Here is an 18238-nt window from a genome sequence, read left to right on the forward strand (position 1 = left end):
GAAGACTGAAGCCTTATGGCTACCACTTCACTTGACCTGGCCAAGGTCCGCAACATCGGGATCATGGCCCACATCGACGCGGGCAAGACGACCACCACCGAGCGGATCCTGTTCTACACCGGCGTCTCCTACAAGATCGGTGAGGTCCACGAGGGCGCTGCCACCATGGACTGGATGGAGCAGGAGCAGGAGCGTGGTATCACCATCACCTCCGCTGCGACCACCTGTCACTGGCCGCTCGAGGACGACGACTACACGATCAACATCATCGACACCCCGGGGCACGTCGACTTCACCGTCGAGGTGGAGCGTTCGCTGCGCGTCCTCGACGGTGCCGTGACGGTGTTCGACGGTGTCGCCGGTGTTGAGCCGCAGTCCGAGACGGTGTGGCGTCAGGCGGACCGCTACGGCGTTCCGCGTATCTGCTTCGTGAACAAGCTCGACCGCACCGGTGCCGAGTTCCACCGCTGTGTCGACATGATCTCCGACCGTCTGGGCGCGCAGCCGCTGGTCATGCAGCTGCCGATCGGTGCCGAGGCCGACTTCAAGGGCGTCGTCGACCTCGTGACGATGAAGGCCTTCGTGTGGTCCGCCGAGGCCACCAAGGGCGAGATGTACGACGTCGTCGACATCCCGGCAACGCACACCGAGGCTGCCGAGGAATGGCGCGGCAAGCTGCTCGAGGCCGTCGCCGAGAACGACGAGGAGCTGATGGAGCTGTACCTGGAGGGCCAGGAGCCCACCACGGAACAGCTGTACGCCGCGATCCGTCGTATCACCATCGCCTCCGGCAAGTCCGCCGAGACCACCGTCACCCCGGTGTTCTGCGGTACCGCGTTCAAGAACAAGGGCGTCCAGCCCCTGCTCGACGCGGTCGTGCGCTACCTGCCGACCCCGCTCGACGTCGAGGCCATCGAGGGCCACGACGTCAAGGACCCCGAGGTCGTCGTCAAGCGCAAGCCGTCCGAGGACGAGCCGCTGGCCGCGCTCGCGTTCAAGATCATGAGCGACCCGCACCTGGGCAAGCTCACCTTCGTCCGGGTCTACTCGGGCCGCCTGGAGTCCGGCACCGCCGTGCTGAACTCCGTCAAGGGCAAGAAGGAACGCATCGGCAAGATCTACCGCATGCACGCGAACAAGCGTGAGGAGATCGACTCGGTGGGCGCCGGTGACATCGTCGCCGTCATGGGCCTGAAGCAGACCACCACCGGTGAGACGCTGTCCGACGACAAGAGCCCGGTCATCCTGGAGTCCATGGACTTCCCGGCGCCGGTCATCCAGGTCGCCATCGAGCCCAAGTCGAAGGGCGACCAGGAGAAGCTGGGCGTCGCGATCCAGCGTCTGGCCGAGGAGGACCCGTCCTTCCAGGTCCACTCGGACGAGGAGACGGGCCAGACCATCATCGGTGGTATGGGCGAGCTGCACCTCGAGGTGCTGGTCGACCGTATGCGCCGTGAGTTCAGGGTCGAGGCCAACGTCGGCAAGCCCCAGGTCGCCTACCGTGAGACGATCCGCAAGGCCGTCGAGCGCGTGGACTACACCCACAAGAAGCAGACCGGTGGTACCGGTCAGTTCGCCAAGGTGCAGATCGCGATCGAGCCGATCGAGGGCGGCGACGCCTCGTACGAGTTCGTGAACAAGGTGACCGGTGGCCGTATCCCGAAGGAGTACATCCCTTCGGTCGACGCCGGTGCGCAGGAGGCCATGCAGTTCGGCATCCTGGCCGGCTACGAGATGACGGGCGTCCGCGTCACGCTCATCGACGGTGGCTACCACGAGGTCGACTCCTCCGAGCTCGCGTTCAAGATCGCCGGTTCGCAGGCCTTCAAGGAGGCCGCGCGCAAGGCTTCGCCCGTGCTCCTGGAGCCGATGATGGCCGTCGAGGTCACCACGCCCGAGGACTACATGGGTGAGGTCATCGGCGACATCAACTCCCGCCGTGGCCAGATTCAGGCCATGGAGGAGCGGGCCGGTGCCCGCGTCGTGAAGGGTCTCGTGCCCCTCTCGGAGATGTTCGGCTACGTCGGCGACCTGCGCAGCAAGACGTCCGGCCGTGCCAGCTACTCCATGCAGTTCGACTCCTACGCCGAGGTTCCGCGGAACGTCGCCGAGGAGATCATCGCGAAGGCCAAGGGCGAGTAAGGGACTCCGTTCAACGGACCCCCCTCTCACGCTTTAGGCTTGACCCCGGAGCCTGCAAGTGGGCATTCCGCCATCAACCCGGCGGAATGCCCCTGGCCCGGGTTTCCCAGCAAAGATCACCTGGCGCCGATGAGTAAGGCGTACAGAACCACTCCACAGGAGGACCCCAGTGGCGAAGGCGAAGTTCGAGCGGACTAAGCCGCACGTCAACATCGGCACCATCGGTCACATCGACCACGGTAAGACGACCCTCACGGCCGCCATTACCAAGGTGCTGCACGACGCGTACCCGGACCTGAACGAGGCCTCGGCCTTCGACCAGATCGACAAGGCTCCCGAAGAGCGCCAGCGCGGTATCACGATCTCGATCTCCCACGTCGAGTACCAGACCGAGCAGCGTCACTACGCCCACGTCGACTGCCCCGGTCACGCGGACTACATCAAGAACATGATCACGGGTGCGGCGCAGATGGACGGCGCCATCCTCGTGGTCGCGGCCACCGACGGCCCGATGCCGCAGACCAAGGAGCACGTGCTCCTGGCCCGCCAGGTCGGCGTTCCGTACATCGTCGTCGCCCTGAACAAGGCTGACATGGTGGACGACGAGGAGATCCTGGAGCTCGTCGAGCTCGAGGTTCGTGAGCTGCTCTCCGAGTACGAGTTCCCGGGCGACGACCTGCCGGTCGTCAAGGTGTCCGCGCTCAAGGCCCTCGAGGGCGACAAGGAGTGGGGCAACACCGTCCTCGAGCTCATGAAGGCCGTGGACGAGAACATCCCGCAGCCCGAGCGCGACGTCGACAAGCCGTTCCTGATGCCGATCGAGGACGTCTTCACGATCACCGGTCGTGGCACGGTCGTCACCGGTCGTATCGAGCGTGGTGTCCTCAAGGTCAACGAGACCGTCGACATCGTCGGTATCAAGCAGGAGAAGACCACCACCACGGTCACCGGCATCGAGATGTTCCGGAAGCTCCTCGACGAGGGCCAGGCCGGTGAGAACGTCGGTCTGCTGCTTCGTGGCATCAAGCGCGAGGACGTCGAGCGCGGCCAGGTCATCATCAAGCCCGGTTCGGTCACCCCGCACACCGAGTTCGAGGCCCAGGCCTACATCCTGTCGAAGGACGAGGGTGGCCGTCACACCCCGTTCTTCAACAACTACCGCCCGCAGTTCTACTTCCGTACGACGGACGTGACCGGCGTCGTGACCCTCCCCGAGGGCACCGAGATGGTCATGCCGGGTGACAACACCGAGATGAAGGTGGAGCTCATCCAGCCCGTCGCCATGGAGGAGGGCCTGAAGTTCGCCATCCGTGAGGGTGGCCGGACCGTGGGCGCCGGCCAGGTCACCAAGATCAACAAGTAAGCTTGCTGATCTGACCTGGTAGCTCCTGCTTGCGAGCACCTGAGAGGGCCCGCACGACTTCGGTCGTGCGGGCCCTTTCGCGTGGGCGGACGTCAACTCGGCCACCGTAAGCGTCGCTCGATCGCGGGAACGGCGCAGCATTTGCGTACGGCACATGCCATCGCACCCATAACTTCGCCTCATGGTCAGCTCATCCCATGAGGCCCTGCACCGGATCTTCCAGAAGGACCCGGGCCTCTTCGCTCGCGCCGCGCGCAATCTCGGCGTCGCATTTCCTCCGCCCCTCACGACCACCGAACTGTCCACCGACCTCACGGAGACTCAGCCGCTGGAACGGCGGGTGGACACGCTGCTGCGGATGGACACGGAGGACGGCAGTTTCGTCCTGGCAGTCGAGTCGCAAGGCGAGCCGGATCCGCGCAAGCCCGCTAGCTGGGCGTACTACCTGGCCCATGTGTACGCCAAGTACCGCATCCCGCCCGTGCTCCTCGTCGTCTGCGCGGACCGGGGGACGGCCGAGTGGGCGGGACGGCAGGTCGACATCGGCCCCCGCCAGTGGCCCTCGCTCACCCTGCGCCCCCTTGTCCTGGGGCCCGACGACGTACCGGTGATCGCCAGCCCCGATGAGGCCGCTCGTGACATCCCGCTCACTGTCCTGTCCGCGGCGCTGCACCGCCGTGACCCGGACGCCGATGCCATACTGAACGCGCTGGCAAAGGCACTGAAAGGCCTGTCGGCCGACGACGAGAGCACCGCAGGCACCTTCATCGAACTCACGGAACAAGGCCTCGGCAAGACGCCGGCCGCGGAAATCTGGAGGCACCTCATGGCCGTCGACCTGTCCTTCTTCCAGTCGGAAACCGCCCAGAGGCTTCGCGCGGAGGGCGTGGAGAGGGGCTTGGCGGAAGGCCGGGCCAAGGACATCCTGGTACTCCTGAGCCATCGAGGCGTCGAAGTCACCGACGGCGACCGTGACCGCATCGCCGACTGCGGCGATCCCGACGTACTCAGCCTCTGGTTCACGCGGGCCATCACGGCGACATCGGTGGCCGAGGTCTTCGAGGACACCACCGGCTGACCGTGGCGTCAGCAGGGTGACGGTCGGCCCGGAACCCGGCGGCGTGGAAGCGGCCGGGTCAGGGGGCGTGGTGGCCCGTGGGGTGGCGCAGGCCGTCGACGAGGATGCCCGCCAGGCGGCGGGCGTGGTAGTCGGGGTCCGTTTCCGCGCCGATGCACAGGTTGCCGACGCCGCGCATGAGGGTGAGGGCGTCGATGTCGGCGCGGATCTCGCCGGCGGTGGCCGAGGCGTCGAGGAGCTGGGCGCAGACGGGCAGCAGGCGGTCGAGGAAGTAGGCGTGCAGGCCCTCGAAGCCGGAGTGGTCGGAGTGCAGGACGGCGGCGAGCCCGTGCTTGGTGACCAGGAAGTCGACGAAGAGGTCGATCCACTGCCGTAGCGCCGTGTGCGGGGTGGGCGCGGCGGCCAGGAGGGCCGGTCCGGCCTCGGCGCACGCCTCGACCTGGTGCCGGTAGACGCCGATGATCAGGTCCGCCCGGGTCGGGAAGTGGCGGTAGAGGGTGCCGAGGCCCACGTCGGCCCGCGAGGCGATGTCACGCACCGGGGCGTCCACACCCGACGCGATGAAGGCCGCGGCGGCCGCCTCCAGCAGTGTCTCCTTGTTGCGCCGGGCGTCCTTGCGCCGTGCCGGGGCCGTCGGCCTGTCGCCCTCGTCGCTCTGGTTCACCGCGTCGTTCCTCCGCCTCTCGCACGCCCCCGCATGGTCTCACGCATGCCCGCGCACCTTCACCCTTGCCAAAACGGAACCCTGTTCCGTATCGTTGGCGGCACACCGGAACACTGTTCCGTTTCTACCCGTGAGGAGACACGGCCATGCAGTACCGCACCCTCGGCCGCACCGGCGTGCAGGTCAGCACCCTCGCGCTCGGCGCGATGAACTTCGGCGCGATCGGCCGCACCACCCAGGACGAGGCAACGGCTCTCGTGGACGCGGCCCTGGAGGCCGGCGTCAATCTGATCGACACCGCCGACTGGTACAGCGCGGGGGAGTCGGAGGAGATGGTCGGCAAGGCCATCGCCGGCCGGCGCGACGACATCGTGCTGGCCACGAAGGCGACCATGCCGATGGGGGAGCGCAACCGGCAGGGCGGTTCGCGCCGCTGGCTGGTCACCGCGCTGGAGGACAGCCTGCGCCGGCTCGGCGTGGACCACGTCGACCTCTACCAGATGCACCGCTGGGACCCGACCACCAGCGACGAGGAGACCCTCTCGGCCCTGACCGACCTCCAGCGTGCCGGAAAGATCCGCTACTTCGGCTCCTCCACCTTCCCCGCGTACCGCATCGTGCAGGCCCAGTGGGCCGCCCGTGAGCTGCGGCTGAGCCGGTACGTCACCGAGCAGCCCAGCTACTCGATCCTGCAGCGCGGAATCGAGGCGGACGTGCTGCCCGTGAGCGAGGAGTACGGGCTCGGCGTGCTGGTGTGGAGTCCGCTGGCCTCGGGCTGGCTGTCGGGCGCCATCCGCAAGGGCCGGGACATCGCCACCCACCGCTCGGCGGTCCTGCCCGAACGCTTCGACCTCTCCCACTCCGCCAACCGGGCCAGGATCGACGCCGTCGAGCGGCTGGCCGCGGTCGCCGACGAGGCCGGACTGACGATGATCCAGCTGGCGCTCGGCTTCGTGACCGCGCATCCGGGCGTGACCGGCGCGCTCATAGGTCCGCGCACGCCGGACCACCTGCGGGCGCAGCTCGCCGCCGCCGACACGGTGCTCTCCGCCGACGTACTCGACGCGATCGACGACATCGTCGCCCCCGGCCTCGACCTTGCCGCGCACGAGAAGTTCGACGCCCCGCCCGCCCTCCTCGAGGCGTCACTCCGCCGCCGCTGACCACCCGGAGACCCGACCCATGGCACCCGCACCCCGACCGCGTTTCGGGATCATGACCGCTCCCTCGCAGGTCGACTACCACGACATCCTGAGCGTCTGGCGCGAGGCGGACGCAGTGCCGGAGATCGAGCACGCCTGGCTGTTCGACCACCTCATGCCCATCTTCGGCGATCCGGACGGACCCACCTACGAGGGCTGGACCCTGCTTTCGGCCCTCGCGGCGCAGACCCGGCGGTTGCGCCTGGGGGTGATGGTGACCAGCAACCGGTTCCGGCCGCCGGCGCTCCTCGCCAAGATCGCTACGACCGTCGACATCGTCTCCGGCGGCCGGCTCGACCTCGGCATCGGCGTGGGCTCCCGTCCGAACCCGCCCCAGGCCCGGCGCGAGTACCCGGCGCACGGACTGCCCTTCCAGCCCCCGGCGCAGGCGGTGGAGAGCCTCGCCGAGGCCTGCACGGTGATCCGGCGGCTGTGGACCGAGAAGGAACCCTTCGACTTCCACGGCACCCACCACCAGCTCACCGGGGCCTTCGGCAGCCCGAACCCCGTGCAGCGGCCCCACCCGCCGATCCTCATCGGCGGACGCTCCGCAGCGACCCTGCGCGTGGTCGCCGAGCACGCGGACCTGTGGAACATCCCGGGCGGTGACATCGACGACGTGGTCCGCCGCAGTGCCCTGCTGGACCGCTACTGCGCGGACATCGGCCGGGACCCGGCCTCGATCGTCCGCTCGATCCATCTCCCCGTCGACTACGACCGGCCCGGCGAAACGATCGAGGCGATCGGCGAGGCGGTCGACGCGGGGTTCGGGCACATCGTCCTCGGGTTGGGAGCACCGTATCCCGCAGGCGTCGCACGGTGGGTCGCCGACGAGCTCATCGGCGCATACCGGGGGAGTGGCCGCGTGCACGGGTCTTGACGCGCCACTCGGCTGAACCGTACGGTCCGCCCATCCCTAATGTTTCGTCTCTACGTTCGAAACATTCGAGAACGACGATGGGAATGAGACTCCCCGCATGAGATCCATTCGTTTCGCCACCGTGGCCCTTGCCACCGCCACCCTCGCCCTGCCACTGATGACGGGCTCGGCCGTCGCCGGCCCCTCGGCGAGCAAGGCCGCGCCGCACTCCGACGCCTCGTTCGACCGGCTGCGTTCGGCAGCTCCGGAGGGCTTCGTCGTGGGCACCGCCGTGGCGGGCGGTGGCCACCACCTGGAGCAGGACTACCCGGACCCCTTCACCTACGACAAGGAGTACCGGAAGATCCTGGGGCGCCAGTTCAGCTCGGTCTCCCCCGAGAACCAGATGAAGTGGGACTACATCCACCCGGAGCGGGACCGGTACGACTTCAAGCAGGCCGACGCGATCGTCGAGTTCGCCCGGCGCAACCACCAGGTCGTACGGGGCCACACCCTGCTGTGGCACAGCCAGAACCCGGCATGGCTGGAGCAGGGCGACTTCTCCAAAAAGGAACTGCGCGCCATCCTGCGCGAGCACGTCACCACCGTCGTCGGCCGCTACGCCGGCCGGATTCAGCAGTGGGACGTCGCCAACGAGATCTTCGACGACCAGGGCAACCTGCGCACGCAGGACAACATATGGATCCGCGAGCTGGGGCCGGGCATCGTCGCGGACGTCTTCCGATGGGTCCACAAGACCGACCCGAAGGCGAAGCTGTTCTTCAACGACTACAACGTCGAGAGCGTCAACGCGAAGAGCGACGCGTACTACGCCCTCATCCGGGACCTGCTCGACCAGGGGGTGCCGGTGCACGGCTTCTCCGTCCAGGGACACCTGAGCACGCGGTACGGCTTCCCGGGCGACCTGGAGGACAACCTGCGTCGGTTCGACGCGCTCGGCCTGGAGACCGCCGTCACCGAACTGGACGTGCGCATGGACGTCCCGGAGGGCGGCACACCCACCGAGGCACAGGAGCGGCAGCAGGCCGACTACTACCAGCGGATGCTCGAGGCGTGCCTGGCCGTCGACGGCTGCAACTCGTTCACCATCTGGGGCTTCACCGACAAGTACTCGTGGGTCCCGGTGTTCTTCGAGGGTGAGGGCTTCGCGAACGTCATGACCGACGACTACACCCGCAAGCCCGCCTTCTACGCCCTACGGGACACGCTGAAGGAGGCAGCCCGGAGGGACGACGACTGCGGCAGGCACCACAAGCGCTGACCCCGAACGCGGGCCACCCCCACACCTGGCGCCTCTGACCGTTGAACCGCCCTTGGACCGGCAGCAGCCTCGGCCCGGGGCGGTCCCCGCGAGACAGGGCCCTCAGCGTGAGGTGCTGAAGTTCGGAGACGGCACGGCGGTAGGGCGATCCGACGGTGCGTACAACGGTCGCCCCACCTCGGATCCGAGGCAGCTCCGCATCCTTGAGCTGCGCTATGGCACCATCCGAGCTCAGGCGCTCCCGCCCGAGGAGTCGCTGGCCCTCCTCGAGCAAGCGCTTGGAGAGACATGACACGCAAGGCCTCTGCCGGAGACACCTCCGAGCTGAAGTGGTTCAAGAGCAGCTACAGCAGCGGCCCCGACGGTGACTCATGCGTCGAGATCGCCATAGCACCCCGCACGGTCCACGTCCGCGACTCCAAGCACGTCGCAGGCCCTCGGCTCGCGGTCGGCCCCGCCGCTTGGGCGAGCTTCGTGACGTACAGCTCGGAGCGCTGACGCTCCACACCGCACGCGCCCCGCCCCTGGTTGCCGACAGGAGTGGGGCGCGTTGCCGTGGGGGTCAACCACCGGTATACGGCCCTGAGCACACGGCGGGCCGTACATCTCAGGTCTGGGCTGGACGACGGCGTGGCGCGGCGCTCCTAGTGTCATGCGCAGGTCGAAGGGCCTGGGCCGGCGTGACAAGGGACGCGGCGGCCCACCACACCGAATTGGGGGAAGCACCATGAACTTCCGTGTCAGGGCCGCCCGGGCGGCGTTCACCACGTCCGCGTTCGTCGCCGCGGCGATGCTGTTCGGCGCCCAGGCCGCCGTCGCCGGCACCAACGACAGCTTCTCGGTCGGCACGACGGGCGGCGGATGCGGCGCGGTCGACTACGTCGACTACGGCGCCGGTGCCCCGGGCGGCGGCAACAACGACGACTACCTCGTCATCCACGACTACTGCAGCGACGGCAAGGGCGTCCGGGCGTACGCATGGCTCTCCAACGACAGCATGGGCAATGTCTACCTCGGGGCCAAGAACAACACCAACGGGCTGGCCGGCGCCGCGGTCGTCTGGGACCCCTTCAAGGCGTACGACAACGTTCTCCCCGGTGACCGGGTGGGCATCAAGGTGTGCCTCTTCAACAGCAACAACACGCTCAGCAGCTGTGCCGAGGCCTCACACGTGAGCGTCGACGGCTGACGTGTGCGAACGTGTGGCGCACCACCGAGGGGGAGTGGTGCGCCACGCCGCCGGGGGGCCGGCGGGTCAGCGGGCCTGGCCGGGGACGACCAGCCCGCTCTCGTACGCCATGACGACCGCCTGGGCACGGCTGTTGAGGGAGAGCTTGGTCATGATCCGGTGCAGATGTGTCTTCACCGTGCCCTCGGTGACGTGCAGTTGCCCGGCGATGGCCTCGTTGTCGATGCCCAGGCCGACCAGCCGCAGGACCTCCCGCTCGCGAGCGGTGAGGTCGGACACCGTCTCCGGTTCGACCGCCGAGGCGGGCCGGCAGGTGTAGGCCTCCACCAGGCGCCGGGTGACGGCCGGGGCGAAGAGCATCTCGCCGCGGGTCACGACGCCGACCGCCTCGATGAGCCGCCGCGGCGAGGTGTCCTTGAGCAGGAAGCCGCTGGCGCCGGCGCGCAACGCCGCGTACACGTACTCGTCGACGTCGAACGTCGTCAGCACGATCACGTGCGGCGGGTCCGGCACCTTCCGCAGGATCGCCTCGGTGGCGGCGATGCCGTTCATGCCGGGGAGCCTGATGTCCATGAGGACGACGTCGAACCGTTCGCGCTCCACCGCGTCGACGGCTGTCTCGCCGTCGGAGACCTCCCGCACCTCGGTGATGTCCGGAGCCGTACGGAGCAGGGAGGCCAGGCCGGCTCTGACCAGTTCCTGGTCGTCCACCACGAGTACGCGTGTCATGGTCCCTGCTCCTCCGACTCCTCCGGGCGCGCACGGCGCGGCTCACGCAGCGGGAGGGCCACCTCGACGTCGAACCCGCCTCCGTGCCGTGGCGCCGCGGACAGGCGTCCCCCGCAGATCCTGGCCCGTTCCCGCATGCCGATCAAGCCGAGTCCCGAGCCGGGGACGGTTTCAGGTCGCTCACCCGTACGAACGCGACCGTGCGCGCCGCCGTCGTCGCGGATCGCGAGAACGACCTGGTCAGGGGTGTATTCGAGAGTGAGGTCCACCCGCGCGCCGGGGGCGTGCTTGATGACGTTGGTGAGGGCCTCCTGGGCGACCCGGTAGACGCACACGTCGACGACGGGTGGCAGGGGGACCGGTTCGCCCGCCGCCGTGAACCGTATGTCCAGGCCCGCCGCGCCGGCGCCGCCGACCAGTTCCGGCAGCCTGTCGAGGCGGGGCGCCGCCTCGTACGGGGCGTCCTGGCCGTCGTCGTCGGACTGGACGCGCAGGACGGTGAGCAGGCGGCGCAGTTCGTCGAGCGCGCCGCGCCCGGTCTCGGCGACGGTCCGCAGGGCGCTCCGCGCCGCCGGGACGTCCGAGGTGAGCACCGTCTCCGCGAGCCCCGCCTGGATGGTGATCACCGACATGTGGTGGGCCACCACATCGTGCAACTCCCGTGCGATCGCCATGCGTTCCAGCGTGACGGCGTTGCGGGCGCGCGCCTCCTGCTCGGCCACCAGGTCGGCGGTGACCTCGCGCAGCCGGGCGTTGGCGCGGACGAGGAGGTAGCGAGTATGGCCGAAGGCGATGGCCACCACGGGGACGAGGGCGGCCTGGGCGACGACCAGCGCGGGGTGGAGGCGGCCGGAGAGACCGCTCAGCGCCATGACCCCGGCCACCGGGGCGGCGGCGGCCCAGGAGACGGCGAGCGGACGGCATCCGGCCACGCTGAGCAGGCCGACGACCGGTGTCCAGACGTTCACGGACGGCTGGTAGCCGAGGCCGAGATAGACGGCGTACGCGGCCGCCGACGCCAGCACCGTCGTCACCGGGAGCCGGCGTCGTACCGCCAGAGGCAGCGCGGTCAGACAGGACAGGGCGTAGCCGAGCCCGTCGAACGTGTGCCAGCCGGGCGGCCGGTAGTAGGCGCCGGCGATACAGCCGACCGCCGCGAAACCGACGGCGACGGCGGTGTCGGCCAGGAGAGGCGGCAGGCGGCGTAATCGAGACGGGGTCATCGCGGGATGCTACGGCCGGCCCCGGCGGGCCGTCCCGGTCCCCGCACAACGGGTCTCAGATAGCGGACAATCGTGCGCGGTCCTTGCCGTTCCGGTTTACACAGAGGTAACACTGAAAGGCTGGCCGCTTCGGGCAACCTTCCCCATCGCCCCCCGAGCGGCCGCTGTCCTGCGCGCGGCAACGGCGCCGAGCGCCCATCACCGGTCCCCGTACCGGTGTCAGCCGCGCCAGAAAGGGACCCCGTGACCTCACGACCCGACCCCAAGACCTCGCTGGACCTGCTGCGATCCGAGATCGAGCGCCGTAACCCGGCCGAACCCGAGTTCCACCAGGCCGCCCGCGAGGTGCTGGACACCCTCGCCCCGGTGCTCGCCGCGCGCCCGGAATACGCCGAGCCGGGGCTCGTCGCACGGCTGGTCGAGCCGGAGCGGCAGATCCTGTTCCGCGTGCCGTGGCAGGACGACCAGGGCCGGGTTCACGTCAACCGGGGCTTCCGGATCGAATACAACAGCGCCCTCGGCCCGTACAAGGGCGGACTGCGGTTCCACCCCTCGGTGAACCTCGGGATCATCAAGTTCCTCGGCTTCGAGCAGATCTTCAAGAACGCCCTGACCGGTCTCGGCATCGGCGGCGGCAAGGGCGGCAGCGACTTCGACCCGCAGGGCCGCAGCGACTCCGAGGTGATGCGGTTCTGCCAGTCCTTCATGACGGAGCTGCACCGCCACATCGGCGAGTACACCGACGTCCCGGCCGGTGACATCGGCGTCGGCGCCCGCGAGATCGGCTACCTCTTCGGCCAGTACCGGCGGATCACCAACCGCTGGGAGGGCGGCGTGCTCACCGGCAAGAGCGCCGGCTGGGGCGGCTCGCTGATCCGGCCCGAGGCGACCGGCTACGGCAACGTGCTGTTCGCCGAGGCGATGCTGCGCGAGCGCGGCGAGGACCTGGAGGGCCAGACCGCCGTCGTCTCCGGCTCCGGCAACGTCGCGATCTACACCATCCAGAAGCTGACCGCCCTCGGCGCCAACCCGGTGACCTGCTCGGACTCCGGCGGCTATGTCGTCGACGAGAAGGGCATCGACCTGGAGCTGCTGCGGCGGATCAAGGAGGTCGAGCGCGGCCGGGTCAGCGACTACGCCGAGCGCCGGGGCGCCTCCGCCCGGTTCGTGCCCGACGGGCGGGTCTGGGACGTGCCGGCCGACGTCGCCCTGCCCTCGGCCACGCAGAACGAGCTGAACGCCGCCGACGCCGCCACCCTCGTCCGCAACGGCGTGAAGGCGGTCTCCGAGGGCGCGAACATGCCGACGACGCCCGAGGCCGTCGACCTGCTCCAGCAGGCCGGTGTCGCCTTCGGCCCCGGCAAGGCGGCCAACGCCGGCGGTGTCGCCGTCAGCGCGCTGGAGATGACGCAGAACGCGGCCCGTACGTCGTGGAAGGCGGACCAGGTCGAGGACGAGCTGGCCCGCATCATGACGGACATCCACACCACCTGCGCGGAGACCGCCGAACGCTACGGCGCCCCCGGCGACTACGTGACCGGCGCGAACATCGCCGGTTTCGAGCGGGTGGCGGACGCGATGCTTGCCCAGGGCGTCATCTGACGCACGGGACGCGGGAGGTCGCCGGCGTCACGGCGCGACGACCTCCTGCGTACCGACCACCGCCAGCAGTTCCAGCAGCCCCGCGCTGTCCGTCCCCACGGCGGGGGTGAACCAGAGCAGCCGCTGACGGCCGTCCTCGCTGAACAGATGCAGGCAGTTCACCTCGATCAGGCCCAGCGAGGCGTGGTTGAGGCGCTTGCGGTCGTCCCGCCGGAAGGCCACGTCATGCTCGGCCCACAGCGCGGCGAACTCCGGCGACACGCCGAGCAGCGTCCGGATCATCGACCGCGCCTCGGGGTCCTTCGCGTCCCGCCGCGCGGCGGCGGCCCGCAGATCCGCGACGAAGGAACGGGACAGCCGGTCGTGATCGGCCGCGGGGTACAGCCTCCGCGCCTCCGGCTCGGTGAACCACCGGTGCACGAAGCTCGCCCGCGGCCCCCGGAACCCGGACTGGTCCCCGAGCAGCGCCACCGCCAGCGGATTCTGTACGAGGGTGACGTGCAGGTCCGTGATCACCTGCGCCGGTGTCGAGGTCATCCGGCCGAGCAGGTCCAGCATGCCGGGGTGGATGTGCGAGGCGGCCCCGCCCTGCGCGGGCACGGGGCGCTCCGCGAGCCGGTACAGGTAGTCGCGCTCGTCGGCGCTCAGCCGCAGCGCCCTCGCCAGCGCGGCGAGCATCTGCTCGGACGGCTGGGAGCCGGCGCCGCGCTCCAGCTCGTTGTAGTAGTCCACCGACGCCCCGGCGAGATGGGCCACCTCCTCCCGGCGCAGCCCCGGCACCCGGCGCCGGGGACCGGCCACAAGGCCCACGTCGGCCGGGCGGACGCGCTCCCTCCGCGACCTCAGGAACGTCCCCAGTTCGGCGTACTTCGCGGCGCTCATGCCGTCCATTGTCCGCCCGGCCGGGCCGCCGACCCAGGGGATGACATCCCCTGGCTGAGCAGCCCGCGACGGCGCACCGTGGAGACATGACCACGAACCAGCAGCAGCACCAGCAGAGGGTCGCCGTCGTCACCGGGGGATCGCGCGGCATCGGCCGGGCGGCCGCCCGCAGGCTCGCCGAGGACGGTCTGGCCGTCGTCGTGAACTACGCCCGTGACGCGGCCGCCGGCGAGGAGACGGTGGCGGCCATCACCGGGGCGGGCGGCCGGGCCGTCGCCGTACCGGCGGACGTGGCGGAGGAGAAGGAGGCCGCCGCGCTGTTCGACCGGGCGGAGACGGAGTTCGGCGGTGTCGACGTGGTCGTGAACGCGGCCGGGCGGATGACCCTGTCGACCGTCGCCGACCTGGACCTGGCGGCGCTCGACGCCATGCACCGCACCAACATCCGCGGCACCTTCGTGATCGCGCAGCAGGCGGCCCGGCGGCTGCGCGCGGGCGGCTCGTTGGTGGTGTTCTCGACCTCCGTGGTCGGTACGCAGTTCCCCACGTACGCGGCGTACGCGGCGAGCAAGGGTGCCGTGGAGGCGATGACGCTGATCCTCGCGCGCGAGCTGCGCGGACGGGACGTCACCGTGAACGCCGTGGCGCCCGGACCGACGGCCACGGACATGTTCCTCTCGGGCAAGACCCCCGAGCAGATCGACCGGCTCGCCAAGACCCCGCCGCTGGAGCGGCTCGGCACACCGGACGACATCGCCGCCGTGGTCGCCTTCCTCGCGAGCCCGGCCGGGCACTGGGTGAACGGCCAGGTGCTGCGCGCCAACGGCGGCATGGTCTGACACCGGTACAACCACCCCCTTCCAAGGAGACGTCCATGCCTTTCGCCCAGTTCAAGGTCCCGGCCGGCACCCTCACGGCCGAGGACAAGCAGAAGATCGTCGAGCGCACCACCGACCTCTACGCCGAGATATACGGCGAACGGGCCCGCCCCACCACCGTCGTCCTCGTCGACGAGATCCCCGACGGCGGCTGGGGCGTCGCCGGCGACGTCCTCACGGCCGCGATGCTGAACGGCACCGCCTAGGGGGTGCCGGCCGGTCGCCGTAGCGGGCGGGGACGCCCCGGCAGCTCCCGAGACAGGGGACACCGGGCAGCCGCAGCCGGCCTGTGTACCCCACATGGCCCTGGTGACCGCGGGCCCCCGCGGGAAGGCTCGGTGTCATGCAGAAACTCTCCCTGGACGCCCTCGCCCGTGAACACCTCGAACGCGCCGCCGCCACGTCCAACGGCCGCAGCGCCACCACCGTGTACGGCGGTCATGAACACACGCTGCGCCAGACCCTCCTCGCGCTGACCGCCGGCACGTCCCTCGCCGAACACGACAGCCCCGGCGAGGCCACTCTGCTGGTCCTGCGCGGCCGGGTCCGCCTCACGAGCGGTGACACCGACTGGGAGGGCCGCACCGGTGACCTCCTCGTCATCCCGCCCGCGCGCCACGCCCTGGAGGCGCTGGAGGACGCGGCGGTCCTCCTCACGGTCGCCAGGACGAACTGACCGGCGTTTGATTCACGTCACCCTCGGGGTACTCTCTTCCGCCCGATTGGCCAGGGCGCCGCCCTCTGTGGCAAACTGTCGGAGTTGCTCGGTCGAGTGTTGATGCTGCGCGCCTCCCGTCGGGAGGACCGGAAGCGAGTCCCACAGTACTCGTCGCCCCTGATGAGGGGCGGACGTACGGGAATCTTTCGGGAAGCGGAGCGCGGTGCCGGCCAGGCGCCCGGTGGGCCTTTCGCCCCCGGTCCACGGTTCTGGTAAGGCCGTGTCAATCCCGCGGGGATGTTCCGACAAGGGACATCCATGTCAGCGAGAGTGCGACACGCCCGACCGCGTGGGTCGGAGGACGAGACCTGGAACGCCGGGTTCCGGAGCGTAAAGAGAGACAGGACTACGGAGTAGCCATGGCGGGACAGAAGATCCGCATCCGGCTCAAGGCCTACGACCACGAGGTCATCGACTCTTCGGCGAAGAAGATCGTCGAGACGGTGACTCGCACTGGTGCGTCGGTCGCGGGCCCGGTGCCGCTGCCCACTGAGAAGAACGTGTACTGCGTCATCAAGTCGCCGCACAAGTACAAGGACTCGCGCGAGCACTTCGAGATGCGCACGCACAAGCGCCTGATCGACATCCTCGACCCGACCCCCAAGACCGTTGACTCTCTGATGCGACTCGACCTCCCGGCCGGTGTCGACATCGAGATCAAGCTCTGAAGGCCGGTGATCTGAAGATGACCAAGCAGATCAAGGGCATCCTGGGCGAGAAGCTCGGCATGACGCAGGTGTGGGACGAGAACAACCGTGTTGTTCCGGTCACCGTCGTCAAGGCCGGCCCCAACGTCGTCACCCAGGTCCGTACGAACGATGTCGACGGCTACGAGTCGGTCCAGATCGCCTTCGGCGAGATCGACCCGCGCAAGGTGAACAAGCCCCTCAAGGGCCACTTCGCCAAGGCCGACGTCACCCCGCGTCGTCACCTCGTCGAGATCCGCACCGCGGACGCCTCCGAGTACACGCTGGGCCAGGAAGTCACCGCCGAGGTGTTCGAGTCCGGCGTGAAGGTCGACGTCACCGGCAAGAGCAAGGGCAAGGGCTTCGCCGGTGTCATGAAGCGTCACAACTTCAAGGGCCTCGGCGCCGGTCACGGCACCCAGCGCAAGCACCGCTCGCCCGGTTCCATCGGTGGCTGCGCCACCCCGGGCCGCGTGTTCAAGGGCCTCCGTATGGCGGGTCGCATGGGCAACGAGCGGGTCACCACCCAGAACCTGACCGTCCACGCCGTTGACGCGGAGAAGGGTCTGCTGCTCATCAAGGGCGCGGTTCCCGGTCCGAACGGCGGCCTCGTCCTGGTCCGCACCGCGGCCAAGGGGGCCTGAGGTAACCGATGAGCACTGTTGACATCCTTTCGCCTGCTGGCGAGAAGACCGGTAGCGTCGAGCTCCCCGCGGAGATCTTCGGCGTGGAGAAGATCAGCATCCCGCTGATCCACCAGGTCGTCGTCGCGCAGAACGCCGCTGCCCGTCAGGGCACGCACAAGACCAAGCGTCGTGGCGAGGTCCGTGGTGGTGGCAAGAAGCCTTACCGCCAGAAGGGCACCGGCCGCGCCCGTCAGGGCTCGACCCGCGCGCCGCAGTTCGCCGGTGGTGGCGTCGTGCACGGTCCCGTGCCGCGCGACTACTCCCAGCGCACCCCCAAGAAGATGAAGGCTGCCGCTCTGCGTCACGCCCTCACCGACCGGGCGCGCCACAACCGCATTCACGTCGTCTCCGGCGTGATCGCGGGCGAGACCCCCTCCACGAAGGCCGCCAAGTCGCTGTTCGGCAAGATCTCGGAGCGCAAGAACCTGCTCCTGGTCATCGACCGCGCCGACGAGGCCGCGTGGCTGTCCGCCCGCAACCTGCCCCAGGTCCACATCCTGGAGCCGGGCCAGCTGAACACGTACGACGTTCTCGTCTCGGACGACGTGGTCTTCACCCAGGCCGCTTTCGAGTCCTTCGTCGCCGGCCCGAACAAGGCCAACGACAACGAAGGGAGCGAGGTCTGATGGCTGCCCGTCACCCCTCGATCGCCTCGAAGGCCGCCAAGGCGGCCAAGGCCGCTCGCGTCGCCAAGGCGCGCCGCCACGAGGCCGAAGGCAAGAACACCGTCGTCACCCCGGCGAGCAAGGCGTTCACGGACCCCCGTGACGTCCTGCTGAAGCCGGTCGTGTCCGAGAAGAGCTACGCGCTCATCGACGAGAACAAGTACACGTTCATCGTCGCGCCGGGCTCCAACAAGACCCAGATCAAGGAGGCCGTCCAGGCGGTCTTCGAGGTCAAGGTCACCGGGGTCAACACGATCAACCGCGTCGGCAAGCGCAAGCGCACCCGCACCGGCTTCGGCCAGCGCGCGGCGACCAAGCGCGCGATCGTGACCCTCGCTGAGGGCGACCGTATCGACATCTTCGGCGGTCCGACCGCGTAAGCGGTCAGGA

At 69.3% G+C, this 18238-nt stretch carries 20 protein-coding genes and 1 pseudogene; 17 read left to right on the plus strand and 4 right to left on the minus strand.

Annotated elements, in window-relative coordinates:
* The first annotated feature begins 15 nt into the window (after nucleotides 1-15).
* The 3 genes from fusA (at nucleotide 16) to IF28_RS0117765 (ending at nucleotide 4583) form a co-directional block, all read left to right on the plus strand.
* On the plus strand, nucleotides 16-2142 hold the full coding sequence (fusA, locus tag IF28_RS0117755) for an elongation factor G (RefSeq protein ID WP_030220935.1): 2127 nt from the start codon (nucleotides 16-18) through the stop codon (nucleotides 2140-2142).
* A gap of 169 nt (nucleotides 2143-2311) precedes the next feature.
* Entirely contained in the window at nucleotides 2312-3505 is a 1194-nt protein-coding gene (gene tuf, locus IF28_RS0117760; protein ID WP_030220936.1) for an elongation factor Tu, read from the plus strand.
* A 181-nt stretch (nucleotides 3506-3686) separates the two neighbouring features.
* Nucleotides 3687-4583 (plus strand): hypothetical protein, encoded by an 897-nt coding sequence (locus IF28_RS0117765; RefSeq protein ID WP_030220939.1) that lies wholly within the window; start codon nucleotides 3687-3689, stop codon nucleotides 4581-4583.
* 58 nt (nucleotides 4584-4641) lie between these two features.
* On the opposite strand, the gene IF28_RS0117770 is transcribed toward IF28_RS0117765, so the two are convergent.
* Entirely contained in the window at nucleotides 4642-5247 is a 606-nt protein-coding gene (locus tag IF28_RS0117770) for a TetR/AcrR family transcriptional regulator (RefSeq protein ID WP_030220942.1), read from the minus strand.
* A gap of 146 nt (nucleotides 5248-5393) precedes the next feature.
* Between IF28_RS0117770 and IF28_RS0117775 the strand changes: the two genes are divergently transcribed.
* The 6 genes and pseudogenes from IF28_RS0117775 (at nucleotide 5394) to IF28_RS0117795 (ending at nucleotide 9779) form a co-directional block, all read left to right on the plus strand.
* The gene (locus IF28_RS0117775; protein WP_030220945.1) at nucleotides 5394-6410 is read left to right on the plus strand and encodes an aldo/keto reductase; all 1017 of its coding nucleotides are present in this window, start codon (nucleotides 5394-5396) and stop codon (nucleotides 6408-6410) included.
* A gap of 19 nt (nucleotides 6411-6429) precedes the next feature.
* Nucleotides 6430-7329 carry an LLM class flavin-dependent oxidoreductase gene (locus IF28_RS0117780; protein ID WP_037893507.1) on the plus strand — a complete coding sequence of 300 codons (900 nt, stop codon included), beginning with the start codon at nucleotides 6430-6432 and terminating at the stop codon, nucleotides 7327-7329.
* A 97-nt stretch (nucleotides 7330-7426) separates the two neighbouring features.
* On the plus strand, nucleotides 7427-8590 hold the full coding sequence (locus tag IF28_RS0117785; RefSeq protein WP_030220953.1) for an endo-1,4-beta-xylanase: 1164 nt from the start codon (nucleotides 7427-7429) through the stop codon (nucleotides 8588-8590).
* A gap of 109 nt (nucleotides 8591-8699) precedes the next feature.
* Nucleotides 8700-8882, plus strand: a pseudogene (locus IF28_RS39875) (Scr1 family TA system antitoxin-like transcriptional regulator); the annotation flags it as partial.
* Complete coding sequence (locus IF28_RS0117790; protein ID WP_030220956.1) at nucleotides 8879-9088, plus strand: DUF397 domain-containing protein; 210 nt, start codon at nucleotides 8879-8881, stop codon at nucleotides 9086-9088. The pseudogene IF28_RS39875 and the gene IF28_RS0117790, both read left to right, overlap by 4 nt.
* Nucleotides 9089-9317: 229 nt before the next feature.
* A complete protein-coding gene (locus tag IF28_RS0117795) occupies nucleotides 9318-9779 on the plus strand; it encodes a hypothetical protein (protein WP_030220959.1) in 462 nt (153 codons plus the stop codon).
* A 66-nt stretch (nucleotides 9780-9845) separates the two neighbouring features.
* Here the strand turns inward: IF28_RS0117795 and IF28_RS0117800 are convergent, their stop codons facing one another.
* A complete protein-coding gene (locus IF28_RS0117800) occupies nucleotides 9846-10508 on the minus strand; it encodes a response regulator (protein WP_030220962.1) in 663 nt (220 codons plus the stop codon).
* Nucleotides 10505-11731, minus strand: a complete 1227-nt coding sequence (locus IF28_RS0117805) for a sensor histidine kinase (protein ID WP_051713779.1) — start codon at nucleotides 11729-11731, stop codon at nucleotides 10505-10507. Before IF28_RS0117805 ends, IF28_RS0117800 begins: the two co-directional genes overlap by 4 nt.
* Nucleotides 11732-11974: 243 nt before the next feature.
* Here IF28_RS0117805 and gdhA point away from each other — a divergent pair, with 243 nt between their 5' ends.
* Nucleotides 11975-13333: an NADP-specific glutamate dehydrogenase gene (gdhA, locus tag IF28_RS0117810; protein ID WP_030220969.1), complete on the plus strand. Its 1359-nt coding sequence runs from the start codon at nucleotides 11975-11977 to the stop codon at nucleotides 13331-13333.
* Between the two features lie 27 nt (nucleotides 13334-13360).
* Here the strand turns inward: gdhA and IF28_RS0117815 are convergent, their stop codons facing one another.
* On the minus strand, nucleotides 13361-14215 hold the full coding sequence (locus tag IF28_RS0117815; protein ID WP_106982086.1) for a helix-turn-helix transcriptional regulator: 855 nt from the start codon (nucleotides 14213-14215) through the stop codon (nucleotides 13361-13363).
* A gap of 86 nt (nucleotides 14216-14301) precedes the next feature.
* On the opposite strand from IF28_RS0117815, the gene IF28_RS0117820 reads away from it, so the two are divergent.
* The 7 genes from IF28_RS0117820 to rplW all read left to right on the plus strand — a co-directional run bounded on the left by IF28_RS0117820 (nucleotide 14302) and on the right by rplW (nucleotide 18228).
* Entirely contained in the window at nucleotides 14302-15054 is a 753-nt protein-coding gene (locus tag IF28_RS0117820) for an SDR family oxidoreductase (RefSeq protein ID WP_030220975.1), read from the plus strand.
* A 35-nt stretch (nucleotides 15055-15089) separates the two neighbouring features.
* A complete protein-coding gene (locus IF28_RS0117825; RefSeq protein ID WP_030220978.1) occupies nucleotides 15090-15299 on the plus strand; it encodes a 4-oxalocrotonate tautomerase family protein in 210 nt (69 codons plus the stop codon).
* Between the two features lie 137 nt (nucleotides 15300-15436).
* A complete protein-coding gene (locus tag IF28_RS0117830) occupies nucleotides 15437-15769 on the plus strand; it encodes a cupin domain-containing protein (RefSeq protein WP_030220981.1) in 333 nt (110 codons plus the stop codon).
* A gap of 401 nt (nucleotides 15770-16170) precedes the next feature.
* Complete coding sequence (gene rpsJ, locus IF28_RS0117835) at nucleotides 16171-16479, plus strand: 30S ribosomal protein S10 (RefSeq protein ID WP_003948644.1); 309 nt, start codon at nucleotides 16171-16173, stop codon at nucleotides 16477-16479.
* A gap of 17 nt (nucleotides 16480-16496) precedes the next feature.
* Nucleotides 16497-17141, plus strand: a complete 645-nt coding sequence (gene rplC, locus IF28_RS0117840) for a 50S ribosomal protein L3 (protein WP_030220985.1) — start codon at nucleotides 16497-16499, stop codon at nucleotides 17139-17141.
* Between the two features lie 8 nt (nucleotides 17142-17149).
* On the plus strand, nucleotides 17150-17809 hold the full coding sequence (gene rplD / locus IF28_RS0117845) for a 50S ribosomal protein L4 (protein WP_030220988.1): 660 nt from the start codon (nucleotides 17150-17152) through the stop codon (nucleotides 17807-17809).
* On the plus strand, nucleotides 17809-18228 hold the full coding sequence (rplW, locus tag IF28_RS0117850; RefSeq protein ID WP_030220990.1) for a 50S ribosomal protein L23: 420 nt from the start codon (nucleotides 17809-17811) through the stop codon (nucleotides 18226-18228). The genes rplD and rplW overlap by 1 nt, the downstream gene beginning before the upstream one ends.
* Nucleotides 18229-18238 lie beyond the last annotated feature (10 nt).

It is taken from the genome of Streptomyces sp. NRRL WC-3626, assembly GCF_000718785.1.
GTDB lineage: Bacteria > Actinomycetota > Actinomycetes > Streptomycetales > Streptomycetaceae > Streptomyces > Streptomyces edwardsiae.

What these genes read in the sequence shown, in the direction of transcription:
- IF28_RS0117805 (WP_051713779.1), bottom strand. Translation starts at nt 11,731, where the DNA reads ATGACCCCGTCTCGATTACGCCGCCTGCCGCCTCTCCTGGCCGACACC.
- IF28_RS0117795 (WP_030220959.1), top strand. Translation starts at nt 9,318, where the DNA reads ATGAACTTCCGTGTCAGGGCCGCCCGGGCGGCGTTCACCACGTCCGCG.
- IF28_RS0117800 (WP_030220962.1), bottom strand. Translation starts at nt 10,508, where the DNA reads ATGACACGCGTACTCGTGGTGGACGACCAGGAACTGGTCAGAGCCGGC.
- rplW (WP_030220990.1), top strand. Translation starts at nt 17,809, where the DNA reads ATGGCTGCCCGTCACCCCTCGATCGCCTCGAAGGCCGCCAAGGCGGCC.
- rplD (WP_030220988.1), top strand. Translation starts at nt 17,150, where the DNA reads ATGAGCACTGTTGACATCCTTTCGCCTGCTGGCGAGAAGACCGGTAGC.
- IF28_RS0117815 (WP_106982086.1), bottom strand. Translation starts at nt 14,215, where the DNA reads ATGAGCGCCGCGAAGTACGCCGAACTGGGGACGTTCCTGAGGTCGCGG.
- IF28_RS0117780 (WP_037893507.1), top strand. Translation starts at nt 6,430, where the DNA reads ATGGCACCCGCACCCCGACCGCGTTTCGGGATCATGACCGCTCCCTCG.
- IF28_RS0117825 (WP_030220978.1), top strand. Translation starts at nt 15,090, where the DNA reads ATGCCTTTCGCCCAGTTCAAGGTCCCGGCCGGCACCCTCACGGCCGAG.
- IF28_RS0117785 (WP_030220953.1), top strand. Translation starts at nt 7,427, where the DNA reads ATGAGATCCATTCGTTTCGCCACCGTGGCCCTTGCCACCGCCACCCTC.
- IF28_RS0117830 (WP_030220981.1), top strand. Translation starts at nt 15,437, where the DNA reads ATGCAGAAACTCTCCCTGGACGCCCTCGCCCGTGAACACCTCGAACGC.
- rplC (WP_030220985.1), top strand. Translation starts at nt 16,497, where the DNA reads ATGACCAAGCAGATCAAGGGCATCCTGGGCGAGAAGCTCGGCATGACG.
- IF28_RS0117775 (WP_030220945.1), top strand. Translation starts at nt 5,394, where the DNA reads ATGCAGTACCGCACCCTCGGCCGCACCGGCGTGCAGGTCAGCACCCTC.
- IF28_RS0117790 (WP_030220956.1), top strand. Translation starts at nt 8,879, where the DNA reads ATGACACGCAAGGCCTCTGCCGGAGACACCTCCGAGCTGAAGTGGTTC.
- IF28_RS0117765 (WP_030220939.1), top strand. Translation starts at nt 3,687, where the DNA reads ATGGTCAGCTCATCCCATGAGGCCCTGCACCGGATCTTCCAGAAGGAC.
- fusA (WP_030220935.1), top strand. Translation starts at nt 16, where the DNA reads ATGGCTACCACTTCACTTGACCTGGCCAAGGTCCGCAACATCGGGATC.
- IF28_RS0117820 (WP_030220975.1), top strand. Translation starts at nt 14,302, where the DNA reads ATGACCACGAACCAGCAGCAGCACCAGCAGAGGGTCGCCGTCGTCACC.
- rpsJ (WP_003948644.1), top strand. Translation starts at nt 16,171, where the DNA reads ATGGCGGGACAGAAGATCCGCATCCGGCTCAAGGCCTACGACCACGAG.